The sequence below is a fragment of the Solimonas marina genome, from assembly GCF_012241385.1.
Lineage (GTDB): Bacteria > Pseudomonadota > Gammaproteobacteria > Nevskiales > Nevskiaceae > Solimonas > Solimonas marina.
The window spans coordinates 1-18,860 of sequence record NZ_JAAVXB010000004.1; the positions used below are offsets into that span (position 1 = coordinate 1).

General features: G+C 66.3%; 14 protein-coding genes. 7 read left to right on the plus strand and 7 right to left on the minus strand.

Annotated elements, in window-relative coordinates:
- Positions 1-200: 200 nt before the first annotated feature.
- The 5 genes from ruvX to gshA all read right to left on the minus strand — a co-directional run bounded on the left by ruvX (position 201) and on the right by gshA (position 4,729).
- Positions 201-614: a Holliday junction resolvase RuvX gene (ruvX, locus tag G7Y82_RS08410; protein ID WP_168147610.1), complete on the minus strand. Its 414-nt coding sequence runs from the start codon at positions 612-614 to the stop codon at positions 201-203.
- A gap of 151 nt (positions 615-765) precedes the next feature.
- Positions 766-1,326 carry a YqgE/AlgH family protein gene (locus tag G7Y82_RS08415; protein WP_168147611.1) on the minus strand — a complete coding sequence of 187 codons (561 nt, stop codon included), beginning with the start codon at positions 1,324-1,326 and terminating at the stop codon, positions 766-768.
- Between the two features lie 84 nt (positions 1,327-1,410).
- Positions 1,411-2,361, minus strand: coding sequence for a glutathione synthase (gene gshB / locus G7Y82_RS08420; protein WP_168147612.1), 951 nt, complete (start codon positions 2,359-2,361; stop codon positions 1,411-1,413).
- Positions 2,362-2,503: 142 nt separating this feature from the next.
- On the minus strand, positions 2,504-3,310 hold the full coding sequence (locus G7Y82_RS08425; protein WP_168147613.1) for a hypothetical protein: 807 nt from the start codon (positions 3,308-3,310) through the stop codon (positions 2,504-2,506).
- 84 nt (positions 3,311-3,394) lie between these two features.
- On the minus strand, positions 3,395-4,729 hold the full coding sequence (gene gshA, locus G7Y82_RS08430; protein WP_168147614.1) for a glutamate--cysteine ligase: 1,335 nt from the start codon (positions 4,727-4,729) through the stop codon (positions 3,395-3,397).
- Positions 4,730-4,889: 160 nt separating this feature from the next.
- On the opposite strand from gshA, the gene G7Y82_RS08435 reads away from it, so the two are divergent.
- From G7Y82_RS08435 to G7Y82_RS08465, 7 genes are read left to right on the plus strand one after another with little or no spacing between them, the layout of a single operon-like run.
- Positions 4,890-5,243, plus strand: coding sequence for a response regulator (locus G7Y82_RS08435; protein ID WP_168147946.1), 354 nt, complete (start codon positions 4,890-4,892; stop codon positions 5,241-5,243).
- Positions 5,244-5,266: 23 nt separating this feature from the next.
- Positions 5,267-5,824: a chemotaxis protein CheW gene (locus tag G7Y82_RS08440; protein ID WP_168147615.1), complete on the plus strand. Its 558-nt coding sequence runs from the start codon at positions 5,267-5,269 to the stop codon at positions 5,822-5,824.
- Positions 5,821-12,270, plus strand: a complete 6,450-nt coding sequence (locus G7Y82_RS08445; RefSeq protein ID WP_168147616.1) for a hybrid sensor histidine kinase/response regulator — start codon at positions 5,821-5,823, stop codon at positions 12,268-12,270. The genes G7Y82_RS08440 and G7Y82_RS08445 overlap by 4 nt, the downstream gene beginning before the upstream one ends.
- The gene (locus G7Y82_RS08450) at positions 12,267-12,758 is read left to right on the plus strand and encodes a chemotaxis protein CheW (RefSeq protein ID WP_168147617.1); all 492 of its coding nucleotides are present in this window, start codon (positions 12,267-12,269) and stop codon (positions 12,756-12,758) included. Before G7Y82_RS08445 ends, G7Y82_RS08450 begins: the two co-directional genes overlap by 4 nt.
- A complete protein-coding gene (locus G7Y82_RS08455) occupies positions 12,755-13,690 on the plus strand; it encodes a cation diffusion facilitator family transporter (protein ID WP_168147618.1) in 936 nt (311 codons plus the stop codon). The genes G7Y82_RS08450 and G7Y82_RS08455 overlap by 4 nt, the downstream gene beginning before the upstream one ends.
- Positions 13,691-13,738: 48 nt before the next feature.
- Positions 13,739-14,647, plus strand: a complete 909-nt coding sequence (locus tag G7Y82_RS08460) for a helix-turn-helix transcriptional regulator (protein ID WP_168147619.1) — start codon at positions 13,739-13,741, stop codon at positions 14,645-14,647.
- A 26-nt stretch (positions 14,648-14,673) separates the two neighbouring features.
- Positions 14,674-15,639, plus strand: coding sequence for an MBL fold metallo-hydrolase (locus G7Y82_RS08465; RefSeq protein WP_240954184.1), 966 nt, complete (start codon positions 14,674-14,676; stop codon positions 15,637-15,639).
- A gap of 144 nt (positions 15,640-15,783) precedes the next feature.
- Here the strand turns inward: G7Y82_RS08465 and G7Y82_RS08470 are convergent, their stop codons facing one another.
- Positions 15,784-16,818, minus strand: coding sequence for an AI-2E family transporter (locus tag G7Y82_RS08470; protein ID WP_206370493.1), 1,035 nt, complete (start codon positions 16,816-16,818; stop codon positions 15,784-15,786).
- 121 nt (positions 16,819-16,939) lie between these two features.
- Positions 16,940-18,793 (minus strand): CocE/NonD family hydrolase, encoded by a 1,854-nt coding sequence (locus tag G7Y82_RS08475; protein ID WP_168147620.1) that lies wholly within the window; start codon positions 18,791-18,793, stop codon positions 16,940-16,942.
- Positions 18,794-18,860: the final 67 nt, after the last annotated feature.

The window sequence follows — 18,860 nt, forward strand, 5'->3', positions numbered from 1 at the left end:
CAGCGCGGTGTATCGAGGCACGCGGCAAGCCTGGGGCAGGCTGTGGTCGGTGCCGCGCTCTCGTCCAGCGTGCCGGACTCTGCCGGGCCGGGCGCGTGTCTCGATACGACCCTGCGGGCCTGCTCGACATAAATGGGTTTGGAAGGAACACCGCCGCTGCGGTGAGGTGCCGGACGGGGGCGACAATGACCGGAAAGCCTTCAGACGTCGCCGGCCAACCACTGTTCGAGGATGACGCGCGCTGAATGCGCATCGCGGTCGCCCTTGCGCACGCGGCGGTTCATGCGGCCGCTGGACCGTGCTTCGCGCAAGGCGTCGTCGGCGGCACGCGACGAATAGCGTTCGTCGACCTGGTGTACCGGCAGGCCGTAGCGCTGTGTCAGCTGCGCGGCAAAGCGCCGGGCGGCGGTCGTTGCACGTTGTTCGCCGCCGTCCTCGTTGAGCGGCAGGCCGACGATCAGTGCCGCCGGCCGCCATTCGCGGATCAGCCGCTCGACCGCCGTCCAGTCGCCGTCGGCCAGCGCCGGCAACGGCCGCGCGCTACCGGTCAGGTCGTCGCCAAGCGCGACACCGACCCGCTTTTCACCATGATCGAAGCCGAGATAAGTGGGCATGAAGGGAATGAAATCGCTTCAGAAACCGTAGCGAGCGATGGGCAGTGGCGCTTCGAGCAGCGCAGGAGCCGCAGCGTCCATGCAAGTACGTGAGAATTCCGAGCAGCGCAGAAGCGTCACAGAACGAGCGCAGTAGGTTTATGACGCGAGTTCAGGCGTGGCCGGCGTCACCGGCCAGCTGCGTCACATCAACGCCCAACAGCCGCGTCGCCGCCTGCCAGCGGTCGCGCGCCGGGATGCGGAACAGAATCTGCTCGTCGATCGGCGTGTTGAGCCAGGAGTTGTGAAGAATCTCGTGTTCGAGCTGTCCGGCATCCCAACCGGCGTAGCCGAGCACGACGATATAGTCGTGCGGGCCTTCGCCCTTGCCGATCGCGCGCAGGATGTCGCGCGAGGTGGTGATGAACAGACCGCTGGAAACCTCGAGGCTCGATTCCCAGCCGCCGGGCTCGCGATGAACGACGAAGCCGCGCTCCGGTTGCACCGGGCCGCCCCAGAAGACGATCGCCTCGTCGGCGAGTGCGTCGTGCTCGAGCTCCATCTGCTCCATCATTTCCGCGAGCTTGAGTTCGGTCGGCCGATTGATGACAAGGCCGATGGCCCCGTCGTCATTGTGCTCGCACAGCAACGACACCGTGTGACTGAAGTTGTCGTCTTCCAGGCTGGGCATCGCCACCAGGAACTGATGCTTCAGATAGTCCTCGTCGCTCATGGACCTAGTATCCGGACGATACCGGCGCGCGGCAAGCACAGCAGATGAACGGTCGCCGCATGTCGGTACGCGGACCGCCTGCCGTCAGCGGGTGAGGCGCGCTTCGATCGCGGTGATCAGCAGGCCGCCGATATCGGTGCCGTAGGCGGCGTCGATCTCGCGCGCGCAGGTCGGGCTGGTGACGTTGATCTCGGTCAGGTGTTCGCCGATCACGTCGAGGCCGACGAACAGCAGGCCGCGGCGCTTCAGTTCCGGGCCGACGGCTTCGGCAATCTCGCGGTCGCGCGCGGTCAGCTCGCGCGCTTCGCCGCGGCCGCCGGCGGCAAGATTGCCGCGCGTCTCGCCGGACTGCGGAATCCGCGCCAGGCAGTAGGGCACCGGCTCGCCGTCGACCATCAGGATGCGCTTGTCGCCGTCGACGATGGCGGGCAGATAGCGCTGTGCGACGATCGTGCGCGTACCCATCAGCGTCAGCTGCTCGATCACCGAGCCGAGGTTCATACCGTCGGGGCCGACGCGGAACACGCCCATGCCACCCATGCCGTCGACCGGCTTGTAGATGACGTCGTGGTGCTCGGCGTGGAACGCGCGAAGGACGCCGGCGTCACGTGCGAACAGTGTCGGCGGCGTCAGCGCCGGGAACCACGCGGTGAACATCTTCTCGTTGCAGTCGCGCAGCGAGGCCGGGCGGTTGACGACCAGCGCGCCGGCGGCTTCTGCGCGTTCGAGCACATAGGTCGCGGTGATGTATTCGAGATCGAAGGGCGGATCCTTGCGCATCAGGATCGCGTCCAGCGTGCCGAGCTCGATGGTGTCCGGCTCGCCGAGCGTGTACCAGTGCTGCTGGTCGTCGACGACCTCGACCGGCCGCGCGCGGCCCATCGCCACGCCGTCGCGCAGCCATAGATCGTTCATTTCGAAGTAACGCAGCTGCCAGCCGTGTCGCTGCGCAGCCAGCATCAAGGCCAGCGTCGTGTCCTTGTACGGCTTGATGGAGGCGATCGGGTCCATCACCACGCCGAGCGTGCGCGTCATCGGCAGGCTCCCGGTCGGCGGAGGCTGGAGTAGGCCGGCACGCCAGCCAGCGGCGCCGTCGCGGTGGCGCCGATCATGTCACGGTGTTCGTTCATGGCCGCGAGACTACCCGAAAGCCGGGCGCCTGCGTGCGGCGCGGCGTCTATTGCAGCGACGACACCTGCGCCTGCGTGGCGTCGGCTGGCTTCGGTTCGGCGACGACGCTCAGGGTCATGCCGTCGTCGCGCACCGCATCGACCTTGAGTACGAAGCCGTCGATATGGATCTCCGGATTGCTGCGATCGAACGACGCGTGTTGTGCCGCACTCATCGTGCCGTCGACGGTTTTGCGCGTCGTCAGGTCGATGGCGGCGGCGTCGATGCCATTGAGAACGATGGTCGTGCCGTCGCCCTGCGTGCGGTCGTCGGGCGTTGACGTGCTGATGGTCGCGGCCGTGTCCGGTTTGGCGCGGTAAGTGCCGGCGCGATAGGTGATGTTCTCGTTCCAGTGCACGAACTTCAGCGCGTGCTCGCACAGATGCCCCTGACTGTCGAGAAACAGATATTCGTCGGTGCCACTGTCGTCGCTCGGTACGACCAGCGCGTGCAGTTGCGGTGCGGCGGGGATGTCGAGCAACGCGTACGGCTGACCCTTGGCCAGTTTGTAGGTCTTGGTGAACGGCAGCCTGGAGCCGTACTGGATGTCGTCGGCGAAACTCGCGGTCTGCCCGGCCGGGCTGATCATGCGGCGTAGCAGCACGTCGCCGACTTTGACGTCGAACGACTGACCGATGTGGTAACTGGTGCTGACCACGGGAGCGGCGGCTGGCGCGAACAGATCGGCCGGCGTCGTGGAAAACAGCTTGAGGACGACGGTGTCTTCGAGATCACAATCGCTGGCGTAAGCCGGCACCGCGGTAACGGCCAGCAGCGCAATGAGCGCGGCGGGCGACACGAACTTCCGTTTCATGAGCGTCGACTCCTTCCTGGATCGGCATCGCTGGCACAAGCAATTCGGATGCCATGGCCGACCGCAGCAAGGATGTCGTGGTGCTCAGGCGGCGACTGAAGCCGTCTGTGCGCGGATCTCGGCGACGGCCTGGCTTTCGCGCGCCGCCGCCAATGCCGCCAGACGGGCGACCACTCCATAGGCGTAGAAGCGGTTCGGGCGTTCGTCGGGTCCGCAATCCGGGTCCGGGGCGCTGCAGCATTCGTCGAACGCCAGCGGCTCGAAGCGCATGCCCGGCGCATTGAGGTTTTCCTGATTGCCGCGCTTGGAGTTCAGGCGGTAGAAGCCGCCGACCACATAACGGTCGATCATGTAAACGACCGGTTCAGCGGTGGCTTCGTCCTCGCCCATCTTCTCGAAGGTGTAGACCCCTTCCTGGATGATCGCGCCGGTGACTTCGCGGCCTTCCTTGGCGGACGCCATGTGTGTCCGTGCCTTGCGGTTCATGGTGCGCACGTCTTCGACACTGCGCGCCGTCATCACCCCCATGCCGTAGGTGCCGGCGTCGGACTTGATGATGACGAAGGGTTCTTCCTTGATGCCGTACTGCGTGTACTTGGCGCGAATGTCTTCGAGCAGCAGCTCGACGTTCGCTTCGAGGCATTCTTCGCCTTCGCGCTTCATGAAGTTGATCTGCCCGCAGTTGCGGAACAGGGGATCGACCAGCCACGGGTCGATGCCGGCGACCTCGGCGAATTCGCGGGCCACCTCGCGGTAGAAGCCGAAGTGGTTGGACTTCTGGCGCATGTGCCAGCCGAGGTTGGGCGGCGGCACGATGTCCTGATCGATGCCCTGCAGGATCTCCGGCGCGCCGGCCGACAGGTCGTTGTTGAGAATGACACTACAAGGGTAGAAGTCGCCGACGTGCACGCGGTCTTCATCGCGCTGCACCGGTTCCAGCAGCAGCTTGCGGCCGGAGATTTCCAGCGTCAGCTCCATCGGCTCGTGCAGGTCCGGCATCAGCGAGCCGATCCGGACGTGGAAGCCGGCCTTCTTGATCAGGTTGAAGAGCGTTGCGACGTTCTCCAGATAGAACTGGTTGCGCGTGTGGTTTTCGGGGATCAGCAGCACCCCGGACGCCTGCGGGCAGACGCGCTGCATCGCGGCCTGGATGGCCTGCACACACAAGGCCTCGAACGCCGGGTTGAGGTTGTTGAAGCCGCCCGGGAACAAATTGGTGTCGACCGGCGCCAGCTTGAAGCCGGCGTTGCGCAAGTCGACCGAACTGTAGAACGGCGGCGGCGTCTTCAGCCACTGCTGGCGGAACCACGCTTCGATGTCGGCGGCGCGTTCGAGCAGGGTCGATTCGAGGGCCAGCAGCGGGCCCGTCTGCGCGGTCAGCAGGCGCGGGACCGGGTTGTTCGTGTCGGGGGCATTCATGGGAATGGATAGTAACGCATACGAGCTGTCTGGCAGCGGGTGTTTGCCTATTGGGAGCGATAGGCAGCATTACAAGACTGTGCTAAAAAACAACAAGAACAGCGTAGTGCAACCGTCTGAGGGGGAAGGAGTGTCTACAGAGGCGAATGCCGCACGCGTGATGGTGATCGACGACAGTCAGACCATCCGCAGGACGGCCGAGACCCTGCTGGCGCGTGAAGGGTACGAGGTGGTCACGGCACAAGACGGTTTCGAGGCACTGTCCAAGATTTCCGAACACCAGCCGGACATCATTTTCATCGACATCATGATGCCGCGGCTCGACGGCTATCAAGCCTGCGCGCTGATCAAGAACAATCCGCAGTTCCGGCGTACGCCGGTGATCATGCTCAGTTCCAAGGACGGGTTGTTCGACCGTGCGCGCGGCCGCATCGTCGGCTCCGACGAATACCTGACCAAGCCGTTCACGCGCGACGAATTGCTCGGCGCGGTGCGCGCGCACGTGCGGCGCTGAGCGGACCCACGGCGATGTCGTCAATGAGTCTCGACCTCCGCAGCCTGCGCGACCGGCCGTTCGAGCTGCTCGAACAGCTGGAGGCTTCGCTGTCGGCGGCGCGCCTGGACGCGCCGGGTGCCGGCGGTCATCAGGCGCAGAGCTGGACCGGCCTGGGCTTCCGCCTCGGTGACCGTTGGCTGGTGGCGCCGCGCGAGGATGTGCGCGAAGTGATCGCGCCACCGCGCGCGACGCGCGTGCCGAACGCCCAGCCGTGGTTGACCGGCTTGGCCAATGTTCGCGGCGAACTGCTGGCGATCATCGACCTGCCGCGTTATTTCGAGCTACCGCCGCGCGATTCGACGCGCGGCCAGCGCGTGCTGGTGCTCAATTCGCGGCGCATGCCGGTCGGCCTGCTGGTCGATGAAATCGCCGGGTACCGCCAGTTCAGCGCCGGCGACCAGCGCCACGAGTTGCGCGGCGAGGCCGGACCGCTGTCGCCGTTCCTGCTCGGCGCCTTCGTGCGCGATGGTCAGCCGTGGTACGCGTTCAGCCTGCACCGGTTGGCGCAGAACGAAAGCTTCCGGGCGGCTGCCGCATGAACGCGCGGATCAAAGAAGGAACGACGGGCCTGCTTTGGGTGCGCGGCGAGCTCGACCAGAGCGTCACACGCGCCCGCTCGCTGATCGAGCAATACCTCGACGATCAGGGCGACCCGCTGCCGCTGCAGCAAGCCTATGTCGAGCTGCATCAGGTGCGCGGCACGGCGGCGATGATTCGTTGCCACGGCGCCGCGATGCTGGCCGGCGAGATGACCGGTGGCCTCGACGATCTGCTGCAGAAGCGTGCCAGGGAAGGCGAGGTGTTGTTCACCGCGCTGCTCGGTGGCACGGTGCAGCTGATCGATTACGTGCAGGCGCTGTCCGAGGAAATGCCGGATTGCGCGCTGGTCCTGCAGCCGGCGATCAACGAACTGCGCCTGGCGCGCGGGCTGTCGGTGCTGACCGAGTCCGACGTGTTCGTCGCGCAGCTGCAGTCGCTGGGCATGATGTTGCCGGAGCTGGACGCCCCGGTCGCGGCCGAGGTCGCGCAGGAGCAGGCGCGCCGCTATCTGGCGGCGTTTCAGGCCTCGCTGTTGAGCTGGATTCGTAACGCGCCGGACGCGCGCATCGCCGAAACCCGTATCGGCAAGATCGCCGAGCAGCTGGCGCAACAGTCGTCGCGCGTCGAAACCTATCAGTTGTGGCGCACCGCGGCGGCGGCGATCGAGGCCTTGCTCGGCCGCACGCTCGACGACTCGCTCGAACTCAAACGTCTGTTCGGCCGTGTTGGTCAGCAGATGAAGCAGATTGCCGAGCAGGGCGAGGATGCCGTCGCCACAGCGTCGCTGGAACTGTCGTTGCAGCTGCTGTTCATGGTGGGCCGGTCGCGCGGTCGCGGTGCGCGGGTGCAGGCGCTGCGCCAGGCCTTCGCGCTCGATGCCTGCCTGCCGGACCCGGTCGAGCTGGAGGACCGTCGGCGTCGCATCCATGGCCCCAGCACGTCGCTGCTGGCGCAGGTTTCTGACGAAATTCGCCGCGACTTCGTGCGCGTCAAGGATCATGTCGATCTGGTCGTGCGCGCTGGTGGGCAGAGCGAGGACGGCTTCGCCGAGTCTCGGCAGAGCCTGCAGCGTATCGCCGACGTGCTTGGCGCACTGGGTTTGCGCACGCTACAGCAGACTGTCACCAACCAGGCCAAGAGCCTGGAATCGCTGGGCGCCGATGCCGGGCTGTCGGAATGGATCACGTTTGCCGAGTCCATCCTGCGTGTCGAGAACAGCCTTGAAGATGCGCTGTTCCGCCAGTTCCAGCCGGTCGCCGGCAAGTCGGAGCTGGCCGAAGGACGGCCGACCGCGCGCGATTACTCGGATGGTGTCGACGCGCTGTATCGCGAGTCACTGGTCAATCTGGCGCGCGTCAAGCAGGGCATCGATGGCTTCATGAAGTCGGGCCTGGGCAGCGAACTGCCGGCTGCATCGGCGCTGGTCGGTGAAGTCGCATCAGGTTTCCGCATCCTTGGCCTTGAAGCGCTGTCGGCGTCGGCCGAGCGCCTGCAGCACTTCATCGGCGGCGCTTCGTTCGCGGCGGTGCGCGGTAATACGGCGCTGGCCGAACGGCTCGCCGACGCGATCGCGACGCTGGAGTATTACATTGAGGCCGCGCGCGATCAGTCGCCGCTGGTCGACGTGCTGCCGTCGCAGCTTGCTGCGTCACTCGATGCGATCGATCGCTTGCTGGCGCCGCCGCCGGCGGAGCCGGCCGTGGTCGAGGCGCCGGTGGCAGACGCCGAAACCGAAGCCGACTCGGCACCGACCGTCGTCGACGTCGACAACCGTGTGGCCGGCCTGGAAACCGCGGCCGAGCCGGCGGCGATCCCGCCCATGCCGATCGAGTTGTCGTCTCCGGCCGGCGACGATGATGAGATTCGGGAGATCTTCCTCGAAGAAGCTGGCGAGGTCCTCGGAACGCTGCGCGATCAGCTGCCGTACTGGACGCGCGACCCACGCGATCGCGAGCGGCTGACGACGATCCGCCGCAGTTTCCATACGCTCAAGGGCAGCGGCCGCACGGTCGGTGCGAGCGCACTCGGCGAATTCGCCTGGGCGATCGAGAGCCTGCTGAATCGCTGTCTCGATGGCTCGGTACCGCCGAATGGCGGCATCGTGACCGTCGTCAACGACGCCATTGCGCTGCTGCCGGCGCTGATCGAGGAGTTTCGCGAGCGCCGCAGTGGCGACGGCAGCGCCGAGGCGCTGGCCGCGCGTGCACAAGCCTGGGCGGAAGGGCGCGATCCGGACGCCGCGGCCGAGCCGGACATGCCGTCGATCTTCCGTGAGGACGCGCGCGAGAAGCTGGCGTATGTGCGCGAGTGGCTGGCCGGACTCGACGAGCAACTCAGCATGCATGCCGTCGACGCCGACGTCGTGCGTGCATTCCACACCCTGCGGGGGTCGGCGCGTATCGTCGATGCGCCGGCGATCAGCGAATTGGCAACGGCGCTCGAGCACTGGCTCGATCGTCTGGCCGGTGGCGAAGGGCGGCTCGACGATGCCGGTCTGAGTTTGATCGAGGCGGCCACCGACACGCTGGGTGGCTGGTGCGAACAGGTGGGTAGCGAAGCGGCCGCGCAGCAGGATGCCCGGCTGTGGATCGAGCAGATCGAGTCGCTGCAGGGCAGCGTCGATCGGCTGCACGAGGACGACGAAGCACGCCAGCTGGCAGATATCTTCGCCGGTGAAGCCCTGGATCTGGTGCAGAAGGCCGAAGGCCTGTTCGGCAGCTGGCAGCAGTCGCCGGACGAACAGACCGTGCCGCAGCAGCTCAAGGTCGTGTTTCACACGCTGACTGGTGCGGCGCTGATGGCCGACTGCAAAGCGATTGGCGCGGTAGCGCGCGCGCTGCAGCTGCGCATGGACGAAGCAGCCGCGGCCCGTATCCGCCCGTCACCGGCGGCGTTCAGCGAGCTCGATGACATCTGCGAACTGATGTATCAGCAGCTCGACGCATATCGCGACGGCAAGCTGAATGACGATGGCGCGGCCTTGGTCGCGCGCGTCGAAGCGCTGCAATGGGATGCGGCAGATGTGGCGGCGGTCGAAGGCGCCATGCCGGAAATCTCGTCCGAAGTCTCACGCGTGGCCGACGTCGTCGAGTCGCTGCATTTTGCGCCGCCCCTGCGCGAGGTCGAGCCCGAGGCGACTGCCGACCCTGCGCAGACGACATTTGACGTTGGCGAGCCGGAGGCTGCCGAAGCGCAGCCTGAAGCGCCCACCGGTCTGGCCATCGACCCCGCGTATGCCGGCGTCGAGGAAACGATCGAAATGTTGCCGGTCGCCGAGCCGCAGGACGCGTTCGGCGGCGGCCAGCCCGATGTCATATCGCAGCAGACGGTGATCGAGCAGGGCCTCGATCCGGAGTTGCTGCATATCTTCGTTGGTGAGGCCGAGGAATTGCTCGATTCCTACGACGGCTATCGGGCGATTCTCGACGAGCATCCGCACGATGGCGATGCGCTGGCCGCGCTGCGTCGCGTGCTGCATACCTTGAAAGGCAGTGCACGTGTGGCCGGCGTGTTGTCGATCGGCAGCGTCGCGCACGAACTGGAAGCCATCAGTGAGCACAGTGCCCACTGGACGCCGGTCCTGACCGAACGCTTCGCCGCGACCAGTGACAGCTTGCGCGGTGCGATCGATGAGTTGCGTCGTGGTCGCTTGCCGGTGCTGGACGCGGTGATTGCCGCGCTGCGCGGGGAGACGCCGCCCGAGGTGACGGCGGATGATCCGGACGCTGGTGAGGCGTTCGCGTTCTTCCACGAGCACGACCCACACCACGCGCCCGCTGCGCCGCAGCCCGGATTCGTCGAGCCCGACTTGGCGGCGCTACCGACCCGCGAACTGATCGAGCTGGCGTCCAGCTATCAACCGGACACAGCCGCTGCCGACGATGCGGGAATGACGCCGCCGGTCGCGGCTGAAACGCCGGCCGAACATGCGTTTCCGTTCTTCCACGAACACGAGCCGGCGCCGCACGACCAGGCGTCCGCCGACACGACGACGGCCGACACGACGACGGCTGAGCCGCCGTCGCTGGACGGACTCGAGGTCGTCGACGATCCCGCGATCGAGACGCCGCCGGCGGTCGATGATGTCGGTAGCGTCATGCCAGCGCCGGTGGCCGACGATGCGGTGGGCGTGGACGATTTGTCGCGCCCGGCGGATGTCGACACCGATCTGATGCAGATCTTCAGTGCCGAGGCGCTCGAGCTGCTCGAACAGCTCGAGCAGGCCTATGCGCGCTGGCGCGTGGCGCCGGCGCAGGCCGGCCCGGCACAGGACATGCAGCGCGCGCTGCACACGCTCAAGGGCGGCGCGCGTGTCGCCGGCCTGTTTGCGATGGGGGATGCTGCGCACGAGCTCGAAACGCGACTGGTGGCGCTCGAAGCTTCGGGCGTCGTCGATGCCGAGGTGCTGTCGCCGGTGGGCGACGGGGTCGCCGGTCTGCGCGCGATGAGCGACCGCGTCGAGCGCGGCGATTTCTCAGGCCTGCTGCGCAGCGAGCGGGCGACCATCGAAGCGCCGCGTGCGGCGCCGGTGCCGAGCGGCACCTGGGAGCCGGAGCTGTTCTGGCGGCCGGACGAAGACAGCGAGCGCGAGGTCGTGCTCAAGCGCGAGACCGCGCGGGTGCCGGTCGAGTCGCTGGATCGCATGCTCAACGATGCGGGCGAGATCGCGATCTACCGCTCGCGACTCGAAGAACACAACAGCGGCATCGCCACGCAGCTGTCGGAAATGGCGCAGGCGGTCACGCGCGTGCGCGAGCAGCTGCGTCAGCTCGACATCGAGACCGACGCGCAGATTGCCGCGCGCGGCTTGACGCAATCCGACGCCGCCGATCGTTACGCCGGCGAATTCGATCCGCTGGAAATGGATCGCTACACGCGTATGCAGGAATTGTCGCGAGCGCTGGCCGAATCGGTTGGCGACTTGGCGGCCCTGCATACGTCCATGGACGGTTACGCGGCTGGCGCCGAAGTGCTGTTGCAGCAGCAGGGTCGCGTCAATACCGAAGTGCAGCAAGGCTTGATGCGCACGCTGATGGTGCCGTTCTCGCGTCAGGCCGCGCGCCTGCAGCGTGTTGTGCAGCAGACCGCGATCGAAGGTGGCAAGCGCGCCGAGATCGTCTTCAGCGGTGCCGACGCCGAGCTTGACCGCAATGTGCTGGAACGCATGACGGCGCCGCTCGAACATCTGCTGCGCAATGCCGTCGTACACGGCATCGAGGCGCCGCAGGCGCGAATGACGCAGGGCAAGCCGGCGCTCGGACAGATTCGCATCAATCTGTGGCGTGAGGGTACGCAGCTGCACGTCGAGGTCAGCGACGACGGTGGCGGACTCGATTTCGACGCGATCCGCGCTACCGCAGTGCGCCGCGGGTTGATGCCGGCCGATGCGCAGATTCCCGACGAGCAGGCGGCGCAGTTCATCTTCATGCCGGGTTTTTCGACGGCGCGCGAGCTGACACAGGACGCCGGCCGCGGTGTCGGCATGGACGTCGTCGCTGCCGAGGTCAAACAGCTCGGTGGCACGCTGGAGCTGTCGTCGAAGCGCGGCGAGGGCGCGCGCTTCCTGGTGCGTCTGCCCTTGAATCTCGCGTTGTCGCAAGCCTTGCTCGTCGAGGTTGGCAGTGAACCTTATGCGGTGCCGTTGTCGAGCATCGAGGGCATCGTTCGCATCACGCGTGACGCGCTGCCCGGCTACTACGCCGAGGACGGCCCGCTGTTCGCGTACGGCGATGCCGAATATCGCGTGCGCTCCCTGGCCGGCTTCATCGGCAGCGCCCCGGCGGCGGTCGAAGGCCGGTCAGCGCATGCGATTCTGGTGCGTTTGCCCGAAGGCATTGGTACCGGCGAGCGCCGCTATGCGGTGGTTGTCGATGCGTTGATCGGCAATCGCGAGATCGTGTCCAAGGCGGTCGGCCCGCAGATCAGCAGCGTGCCCGGCGTGACCGGTGCGACCATTCTTGCCGACGGTCGCGCGGTGCTGATTCTCGATCTGGCCGAATTGGCGCAGGACGCCGCACGTCGCGCGCTGCGCAGCGCCGCGGCCGGTGCCGAGCTGGTGGCCGCGGTGCCGACCACGCACGGTTTGATCATGGTCGTCGACGATTCGCTGACGATCCGGCGTGTCACCGAGCGCCTCCTGGTCCGCCAGGGCTACAGCGTCATCACTGCCAAGGACGGTCTCGATGCCATGGCGCAGCTGCAGACCGAAGCGCCGGACGCCATCCTGCTCGATATCGAAATGCCGCGCGCCGACGGCTTCGAGGTCGCCACGCATGTCCGCAACACGGCGCGCATCGCGCGTACGCCCATCATCATGATCACCTCACGTTCGGGCGAGAAGCATCGCGAGCGGGCGCAGGCGATCGGTGTCGATCGCTATCTGATCAAGCCCTATCAGGACGAGCAACTGCTCGGCGAATTGCGCGGAGTCCTGAAACGCTCATGAGTGAAACCGAAAATCGGCCGCTCTATGCGGTGTTGATGGCACTGAGCGGCGATACCCTGCTGTTGCCCAACGTGGCGATCGCCGAAGTCGTGGCGCGCGAAACGCTGCAGCCGGACCTGCGGCTGCCGGCGTGGATCGCTGGCTTCGTCGACTGGAACAGCCGCCGTGTGCCGGCGCTGCGCTTCGAGGTACTCAACGGTGGCGCGGTTCCCGAAGCGTCGCGGCGCGAGCGCGTCGTGGTGCTCAACTCCAGTGGTCGCTATCTGCCGTCCGGGCAGCTGGCGATCGTCACGCAGGCCTATCCGCATCTGGTGACGCTGACGCGCGCAGCATTGCAGCCGGCACCACTGCGCGACAGCGATCGCGCCGAATTGGTACTGGCGCGCACGCGCGTGGCCAACCAGCTGGCGGCGATTCCCGATCTCGACATGATCGAGGCCGAAGTGGCGCGTGCGCTGCCGGCGGCTGCGGCCGCGGCCAGCGGATGACGGCGATCAATGGCGCGCCGGCCTCGCGCCTGGCGCTGATGTCGATCGCCGCGGCGCTGGCGACCATGGCGCTCAAGCTCGGGGCCTGGTGGCTCAGCGGCTCGGTCGGCCTGATGTCCGACGCACTCGAATCATTCGTCAATCTCGGTAGTGGCATCGTCGCCTTCGTGACCTTGCGCTGGGCCGAACAGCCGCCCGATGACGGCCACGAATTCGGCCACGACAAGGCCGAGTATTTTTCGAGTGGATTCGAAGGCGCGCTGATCTTTATCGCCGCCCTCGTCATCCTCTGGCATGCCGTGCCGCGCTTGCTGTTGCCGCAGCCGCTCGATCGGCCCGGCATCGGTCTGGCGGTCGCCGTGGTCGCGGGCCTGATCAACCTGTTCGCGGCGCTGGCCTTGCTGCGCGGGGCTCAACGCCTGCGCTCGCCGGCGCTGGAAGCCGACGCGCGTCATCTGCTCAGCGACGTCTGGACCACGGTTGGCGTCGTGGCCGCCGTGGCGCTGGTCGCGCTGACGGGTTGGTTGTGGCTCGATGCATTGATCGCGATCGTCGTCGCCTTGTACCTGTTGTGGGTGGGACAGCGACTGCTGCGCAGTTCCGCCAGCGGCCTGCTCGATCCGGCCTGGCCGGCCGATGAGCGCGCCGCGCTCGATGCGGTGCTCGATGCTTATCGCGCGCAGGGCATCGCCTTTCACGCGATCCGTACGCGGAGTGCCGCCAGCCGGCGCTTCGTTTCGCTGCACGTGCTGGTGCCGGGCGCGTGGACCGTGCAGCGCGGGCACGATCTGCTCGAATCGATCGAGCAGGCGGTGGCGGCACGCGTCGGCACCGTCTCGATCCTCACTCACCTGGAGCCGATCGAGGACCCGGCCGCGCAGGACGATCTGCGGCTGGAGCGCACCGCACCGTCGGCCGGCAACGATACGTGACCATTCGTTCACGCTCGATAAGATAAAAACCGCTATCGTGTAGGCACCATGGAAGGTGATTCTCATCGTGATCTTGACCGCCTGATCGAGGCCGTTTACGCGGCCGCGTTCGACGCCGACTGGACGAGCTTTCGCGTCGAGTCGCTGCGTCTGATCTGCGAGTGGGCGCATGCGCCGGCAGGCGCCTGGTGGACGCACGCGCGCGATGGCCGGCATGGCGAATTCGCCTGCTGGCCCGCCGAGCGTGAAATCGGCGAGAGCGCCTTCGCCGGCCTGGACCTCGGCATCGGGCGGCGCGAGCAGGTGCTGCGCAAAGCCGACGGCGACCTGTTCGATGGCCTGGCGCTCGCGGTCGGCCATCGCGGCAGTCACTTGCGCAGCGTGCTGCTGCTGGAACGCGGCGATTGTGACTTCGATTTCGATGCCTTGCGCCGCGCCGCCGGACATTTGGCACAAGCGTCTTCTTTAGCGCTGGGGCAGTTCGTCAAGCGTGACGAATGGTTGCAGGCGCTGGGCCGGGCGTCGCGCGGATCGGCGGCGCTGGTCGACAGCCATGGCGTGATTTACGCCTCCAGCAAGCGCTTCGTCGAGTTGATCGCGGCCGAAACCGGGCAGTCGTCGATGGAGCGGCTGCCGTTTGCGCTGCCGGTCGATACGCTGGAAGACAGTGCGTCTTTCGAGGTCGGCTCGTTGCACTTTCGCCTGACGCGCGACGGCGGATTGTTCCTGCTCAATGCACGGCGCCCGCATCCGCTCGATGTACTGTCGCCGCGCGAACAGGAAATCGCGCGGGCCCTGGCCCTCGGCAAGACGTTCAAGAGCGTGGCGCGCGAGTATCAGATTGCGATCAGCACGGTCGCCAATCACGCATCCCGCATCTACCGCAAGCTCGGCCTGTACCGACGCGAGGAACTGGTCGAACTGTTGCGCCGCGCAGTCGACTCCAAAGCCGCGTAAGCGTGCGCGGCATCAATGGAATACCGATGGATATCCCTGAAATGACGCCGTCGCCGATGCGCGATCTCGGCTTCGGCATCCGCTGCATCGATACGCTGCAGGTGCGCCCGCAAATGGCTGCCTGTTATTTGATCGAACGGGGCAACGATCTGGCGTTCGTCGAAGCTGGCACGTCCTTGGGCGTGCCACACCTGATGGCGCTGCTCGAACAACTGGGTCTGGCGCGTGATCGTGTCCGCTACGTGATCCCGACGCATGTGCATCTCGACCATGCCGGTGGCGCCGGCGCGCTGATGCGCGAGTTGCCGAATGCCAAGCTGGTGGTGCACCCGCGTGGGGCACGACACATGGTGGACCCGACGCAGTTGATCGCCGGGGCGACCGCGGTCTACGGCGCCGAGGCGATGGCGCGGATGTACGGTGAGATCCTGCCGGTCGACGAATCCCGTGTGATCGCGCCGGCCGATGGCGAGTCACTGCCATTCGGTGACGCTGCGCTGCAGTTCATCGACACGCCAGGCCATGCACGCCATCACTTCAGTGTCTGGGATGCGCAGAGCCGTGGCTTTTTTACCGGCGATACCTTCGGTCTGTCGTATCGCGAATTCGACAGCCCGGCCGGTGCCTTCGTCATGCCGACGACGACGCCGGTGCAGTTTGAGCCCGATGCCTGGCGACAGACGCTGGATCGCTATCTGTCGTTCGCGCCGCAGCGTATGTTCCTGACGCATTACAGCGTCGTCGAGGATGTGACGCGGCTCGCCAATGATCTGCGTGCGGGCTTGGCGCGCTACGAATTGATCGCGACCGAACTGGCGCACTCGCAGGATCGCCATGAACGATTGCTGCGGGCGCTGACCGAAGACGTGTTGACGGCCGTGCATGCGCATGGCAGTGCGCTCGGCGATGCCGAGATTCGCGCCGTGCTCGATGCCGACCTCGAACTCAATGCGCAGGGTCTGGGCGTCTGGCTCGACCGCCGTGCACGCTGACGGCCGGAAGCCATAGGCAAGGCTTTAACCACAGATTTCACAGATTTCACAGAAAAAGAATCACCAAGAAGAAAATCCGGTGCTTTTTGCGTTTACCTGAATCTGTGAATTCTGTGGTTCAAAACCCTTTCCTCCGGATCCGCGCTAGACCAGGCCCTTCTCGCGCAGCGCGTCCTTGAAGTAGGCGTAGAAGATCGGCGCCGCGATCAGGCCGGGAATGCCGAACGCGGCTTCCATGACCAGCATCACGATCAGCAGTTCCCAGGCGGACGCGCGGATATTGGCGCCGATGATGCGCGCGTTCAGGAAGTACTCGAGCTTGTGGATGATGATCAGGAAGGCCAGCGAGCCGACCGCGATCGGCAGGCCCTTGCTGAAGCTGACGATGATGATGGCGGTGTTTGAAATCAGGTTGCCGAGGATCGGCACCAGACCGGCGAGGAAGGTGATCGCGATCAGCGTCTTCGTCAACGGCAGGTCGATGCCGAGCAGCGGCAGCAACACGCCGAGATAAAGCCAGGTGAACAAGGTGTTGATCGCCGAAATCCACGCTTGCGCGAAGACCACGCGCCGGAACACGGACGCCAGGCGCCCGGCGCTTTGCATCACCATCATCGACAAAGGACGTTGCTCGGCGCGTGGCCTGGCGTTCTGCAGCGATAGCAGGGCACCGATGATCATGCCGATCAGGATATGGGCCATCGACCGGCCGAAATCGCGGCCCGCCAGCTGCAACGAGCCGGCGTGTTCGCGCAGCCACTCGACGACCTTGATGCGCATGGCGTCGGCGTCGGCCGGCACGTAGGCGAGCAGGCCGTCGGGCAGGTGCTGGCGCGCGTCGTCGACGATTTGGGCCATGCGCTGCATCAGGATCGGCAGGCTCTCGCCGCTGTTGCGCAGGAAGGCCGTTGCGGCCAGGCCGAGCGCGGCAAGGGCAGCGATCACCAGCGTGGCGATCAAGGCCACGGCCAGCAGCCGTGGGCTGTCGTTGTCGTCCAGGCCCAGCCGGCGCAGGCGCAACCACGGGGTCAGGACCTTGACCAGTTCGAAGACCAGCAGGCCGGCGAGCAGCGCCGCGAGCAGGTGCAACTCAATGACCAGCAGCAGCGCGAGGCCGCTCAGGCCCCAGGCCATCAGGTCGTTACGGGTGACGGTGGCGGTATTGTCGTTCTGATCCATGGCCGTTTCGGGGGTGACCGTCGCCCATCATAAGGCCGCAGGCTGGCGGTCCGCTGAGCGCCGCGACATCAAGCCGCGGCGCCCCCGATCTTGAATGGCCGTGATGTGCGGGCCGCTGCGCTCAGACGCCGTCAGCGACGATCGCCGACGGGGCGAGCAACGGCAGCTCGACCGTTCCGCTCAGCGTCAACGCCGGCACCAGCAGATCGCGCGACCAGGTGACCGGATATTGGGCGTGGAACGCGTAGATCAGCAGCGCCACTTGCTCGCCTTCGGCCAACCGCTCGGCGATGCCGTTCATTTCCAGATCGTGCTGGCCGAAGCCGCGGACCGGCGTGATCTGGTCGTCGATGATGTCCCAGCGCGTCTGGCCAACGGGACGATGGCCAATGGCGAGGAACAGGATGGGATCGCAGCCGAGCTGGACCAGCGTCGTCGCACAGTTGTCCTGTTCGAGGCCGCTCAGGCCCTCGATATCGACGTGCAGCATCGGCACGCCGGCGACGATCGCGCCGCCGGCCGGCACCGTGTACAGCGGCTGATCGGCGAGCAGCACGCTGTCGCGGATGCCGTTGCCAAGCAGTGAGCTGACGACGCCGAGCACGCTGTTGAGCTGCGGCGTGCTGTCGTCGATCGCAAAGGAGGTGCCCCCGCGCTGTACGGTTTTGGTCTCGATGGCATCGCCCTCGGCCAGACTCAGGCAGAAGTCCTTGCCGGTCGTCAGCACGTCGTCGACCGCGCCACGACCCTGCAGCTTGTCCTCAAACCACGCGAACTGGACGTCGTCCAGGTCCAGAGAGCCGCAGGTCCGCGTGCCGCCGGCATCCTGGAACCCGGGGAAGGTCAGGGCTTCGTAGAACGGGTCGAGCGGGTCCTCGAGCCCGGCCGTGCCGAGTGAAACCGGCAGGATGTGGCCGCTCTGGTGCGTCAGCAGGCGCACATCGCCGCCCAGCGCATGCAGGCACTCGTAGTTGTGCAGGCCGTCATTGAAGTTGAACAGCGTGTCGCGGAAACCCTGCGTCAGCAGCACGTCGGCCGCCGGCGGCAGGTCCGGGGCGACATTCAGCGGATCCGGCGTCGCCAACACAAAGTTCTGCGGCCCGGCGGGCTCGCCATCGCAGAAGTAGGCGAGGCTGTGGTACTTCATGAAGTTGGTGCCCGCCTCGGTGAAGTTGTTGGTCGCCGCGGCGCTGGCCAGGATCTCGATAACGGCGGTGTCTTCGCGAGTGCCGCCTTCCTGCAGCTGCTGGAGCAGGGCGGAAACGGTGCCGGTCGGGTTGCTCGGGTCGACGATCTGCGTGACCGAGGCTTCGCCGCCGGCAACCAGCGCCAGGCCCCAGCCGGACTTGACGACGTTGTTCGGATCGAGCGAGTAGGTCAGGTCGTGCGGTGTGATGTCCGGCGCCAGGACGCGCAGCCGGTGCTGCGGGTCGGCGGCGTAGAGCAGCACCTGATACATGCCGCCGTACGAACCGCCATATGAGCCGACCATCATCTTGCCGTTGCTGCGGCGTCGCAGGCCCGGCAGGTTTTCGGCCCAGTCGAGCACCGCGATCAAGTCCTGGCCTTCGTAGTCGGGCGACATGACGCGGACGGTGCCGCTCGACTCGCCGAAGCCGCGCTCATCGATGGAGACCACATAGTAGCCGGCGTCGATCAGGCGGCGGATGAAACTGCCGTCCGGCGCTTCGGTCTCGCGCGAGCCACCGTAGCCGTGGCCCTGCAAGACCAGCGGATAGGTCTTGCCGGCTTCCAGATGCGTGGGTTCGAAGACCTGGACGACGATGGTGTCCCCGGTGGCGGCGACCGGAATCTCCTGACGGTAGATGGTGCCGTCGCGGGATTGGCTCACCGCAACGGTTGGCGGGCTGCCGCCATACGGTGAATCCGCCTTGCTCGATGCGCCGGTGCCGCAGGCGGCCAAATACAGGCAGGCCAGCGCGAGACCGGCTCGCGCTGCGTGATGCAGCTTCATGATGACTCCCCCGTGGCACTATCGCGTGCCTTTCTTGTCTTGATAAGCGCAACACTACTGCAACACG

Coding starts and splice junctions, on each gene's coding strand:
- ruvX (WP_168147610.1), bottom strand. CDS start 614: ATGCCCACTTATCTCGGCTTCGATCATGGTGAAAAGCGGGTCGGTGTC.
- G7Y82_RS08415 (WP_168147611.1), bottom strand. CDS start 1,326: ATGAGCGACGAGGACTATCTGAAGCATCAGTTCCTGGTGGCGATGCCC.
- gshB (WP_168147612.1), bottom strand. CDS start 2,361: ATGACGCGCACGCTCGGCGTGGTGATGGACCCGATCGCCTCCATCAAG.
- G7Y82_RS08425 (WP_168147613.1), bottom strand. CDS start 3,310: ATGAAACGGAAGTTCGTGTCGCCCGCCGCGCTCATTGCGCTGCTGGCC.
- gshA (WP_168147614.1), bottom strand. CDS start 4,729: ATGAATGCCCCCGACACGAACAACCCGGTCCCGCGCCTGCTGACCGCG.
- G7Y82_RS08435 (WP_168147946.1), top strand. CDS start 4,890: ATGGTGATCGACGACAGTCAGACCATCCGCAGGACGGCCGAGACCCTG.
- G7Y82_RS08440 (WP_168147615.1), top strand. CDS start 5,267: ATGAGTCTCGACCTCCGCAGCCTGCGCGACCGGCCGTTCGAGCTGCTC.
- G7Y82_RS08445 (WP_168147616.1), top strand. CDS start 5,821: ATGAACGCGCGGATCAAAGAAGGAACGACGGGCCTGCTTTGGGTGCGC.
- G7Y82_RS08450 (WP_168147617.1), top strand. CDS start 12,267: ATGAGTGAAACCGAAAATCGGCCGCTCTATGCGGTGTTGATGGCACTG.
- G7Y82_RS08455 (WP_168147618.1), top strand. CDS start 12,755: ATGACGGCGATCAATGGCGCGCCGGCCTCGCGCCTGGCGCTGATGTCG.
- G7Y82_RS08460 (WP_168147619.1), top strand. CDS start 13,739: ATGGAAGGTGATTCTCATCGTGATCTTGACCGCCTGATCGAGGCCGTT.
- G7Y82_RS08465 (WP_240954184.1), top strand. CDS start 14,674: ATGGATATCCCTGAAATGACGCCGTCGCCGATGCGCGATCTCGGCTTC.
- G7Y82_RS08470 (WP_206370493.1), bottom strand. CDS start 16,818: ATGGATCAGAACGACAATACCGCCACCGTCACCCGTAACGACCTGATG.
- G7Y82_RS08475 (WP_168147620.1), bottom strand. CDS start 18,793: ATGAAGCTGCATCACGCAGCGCGAGCCGGTCTCGCGCTGGCCTGCCTG.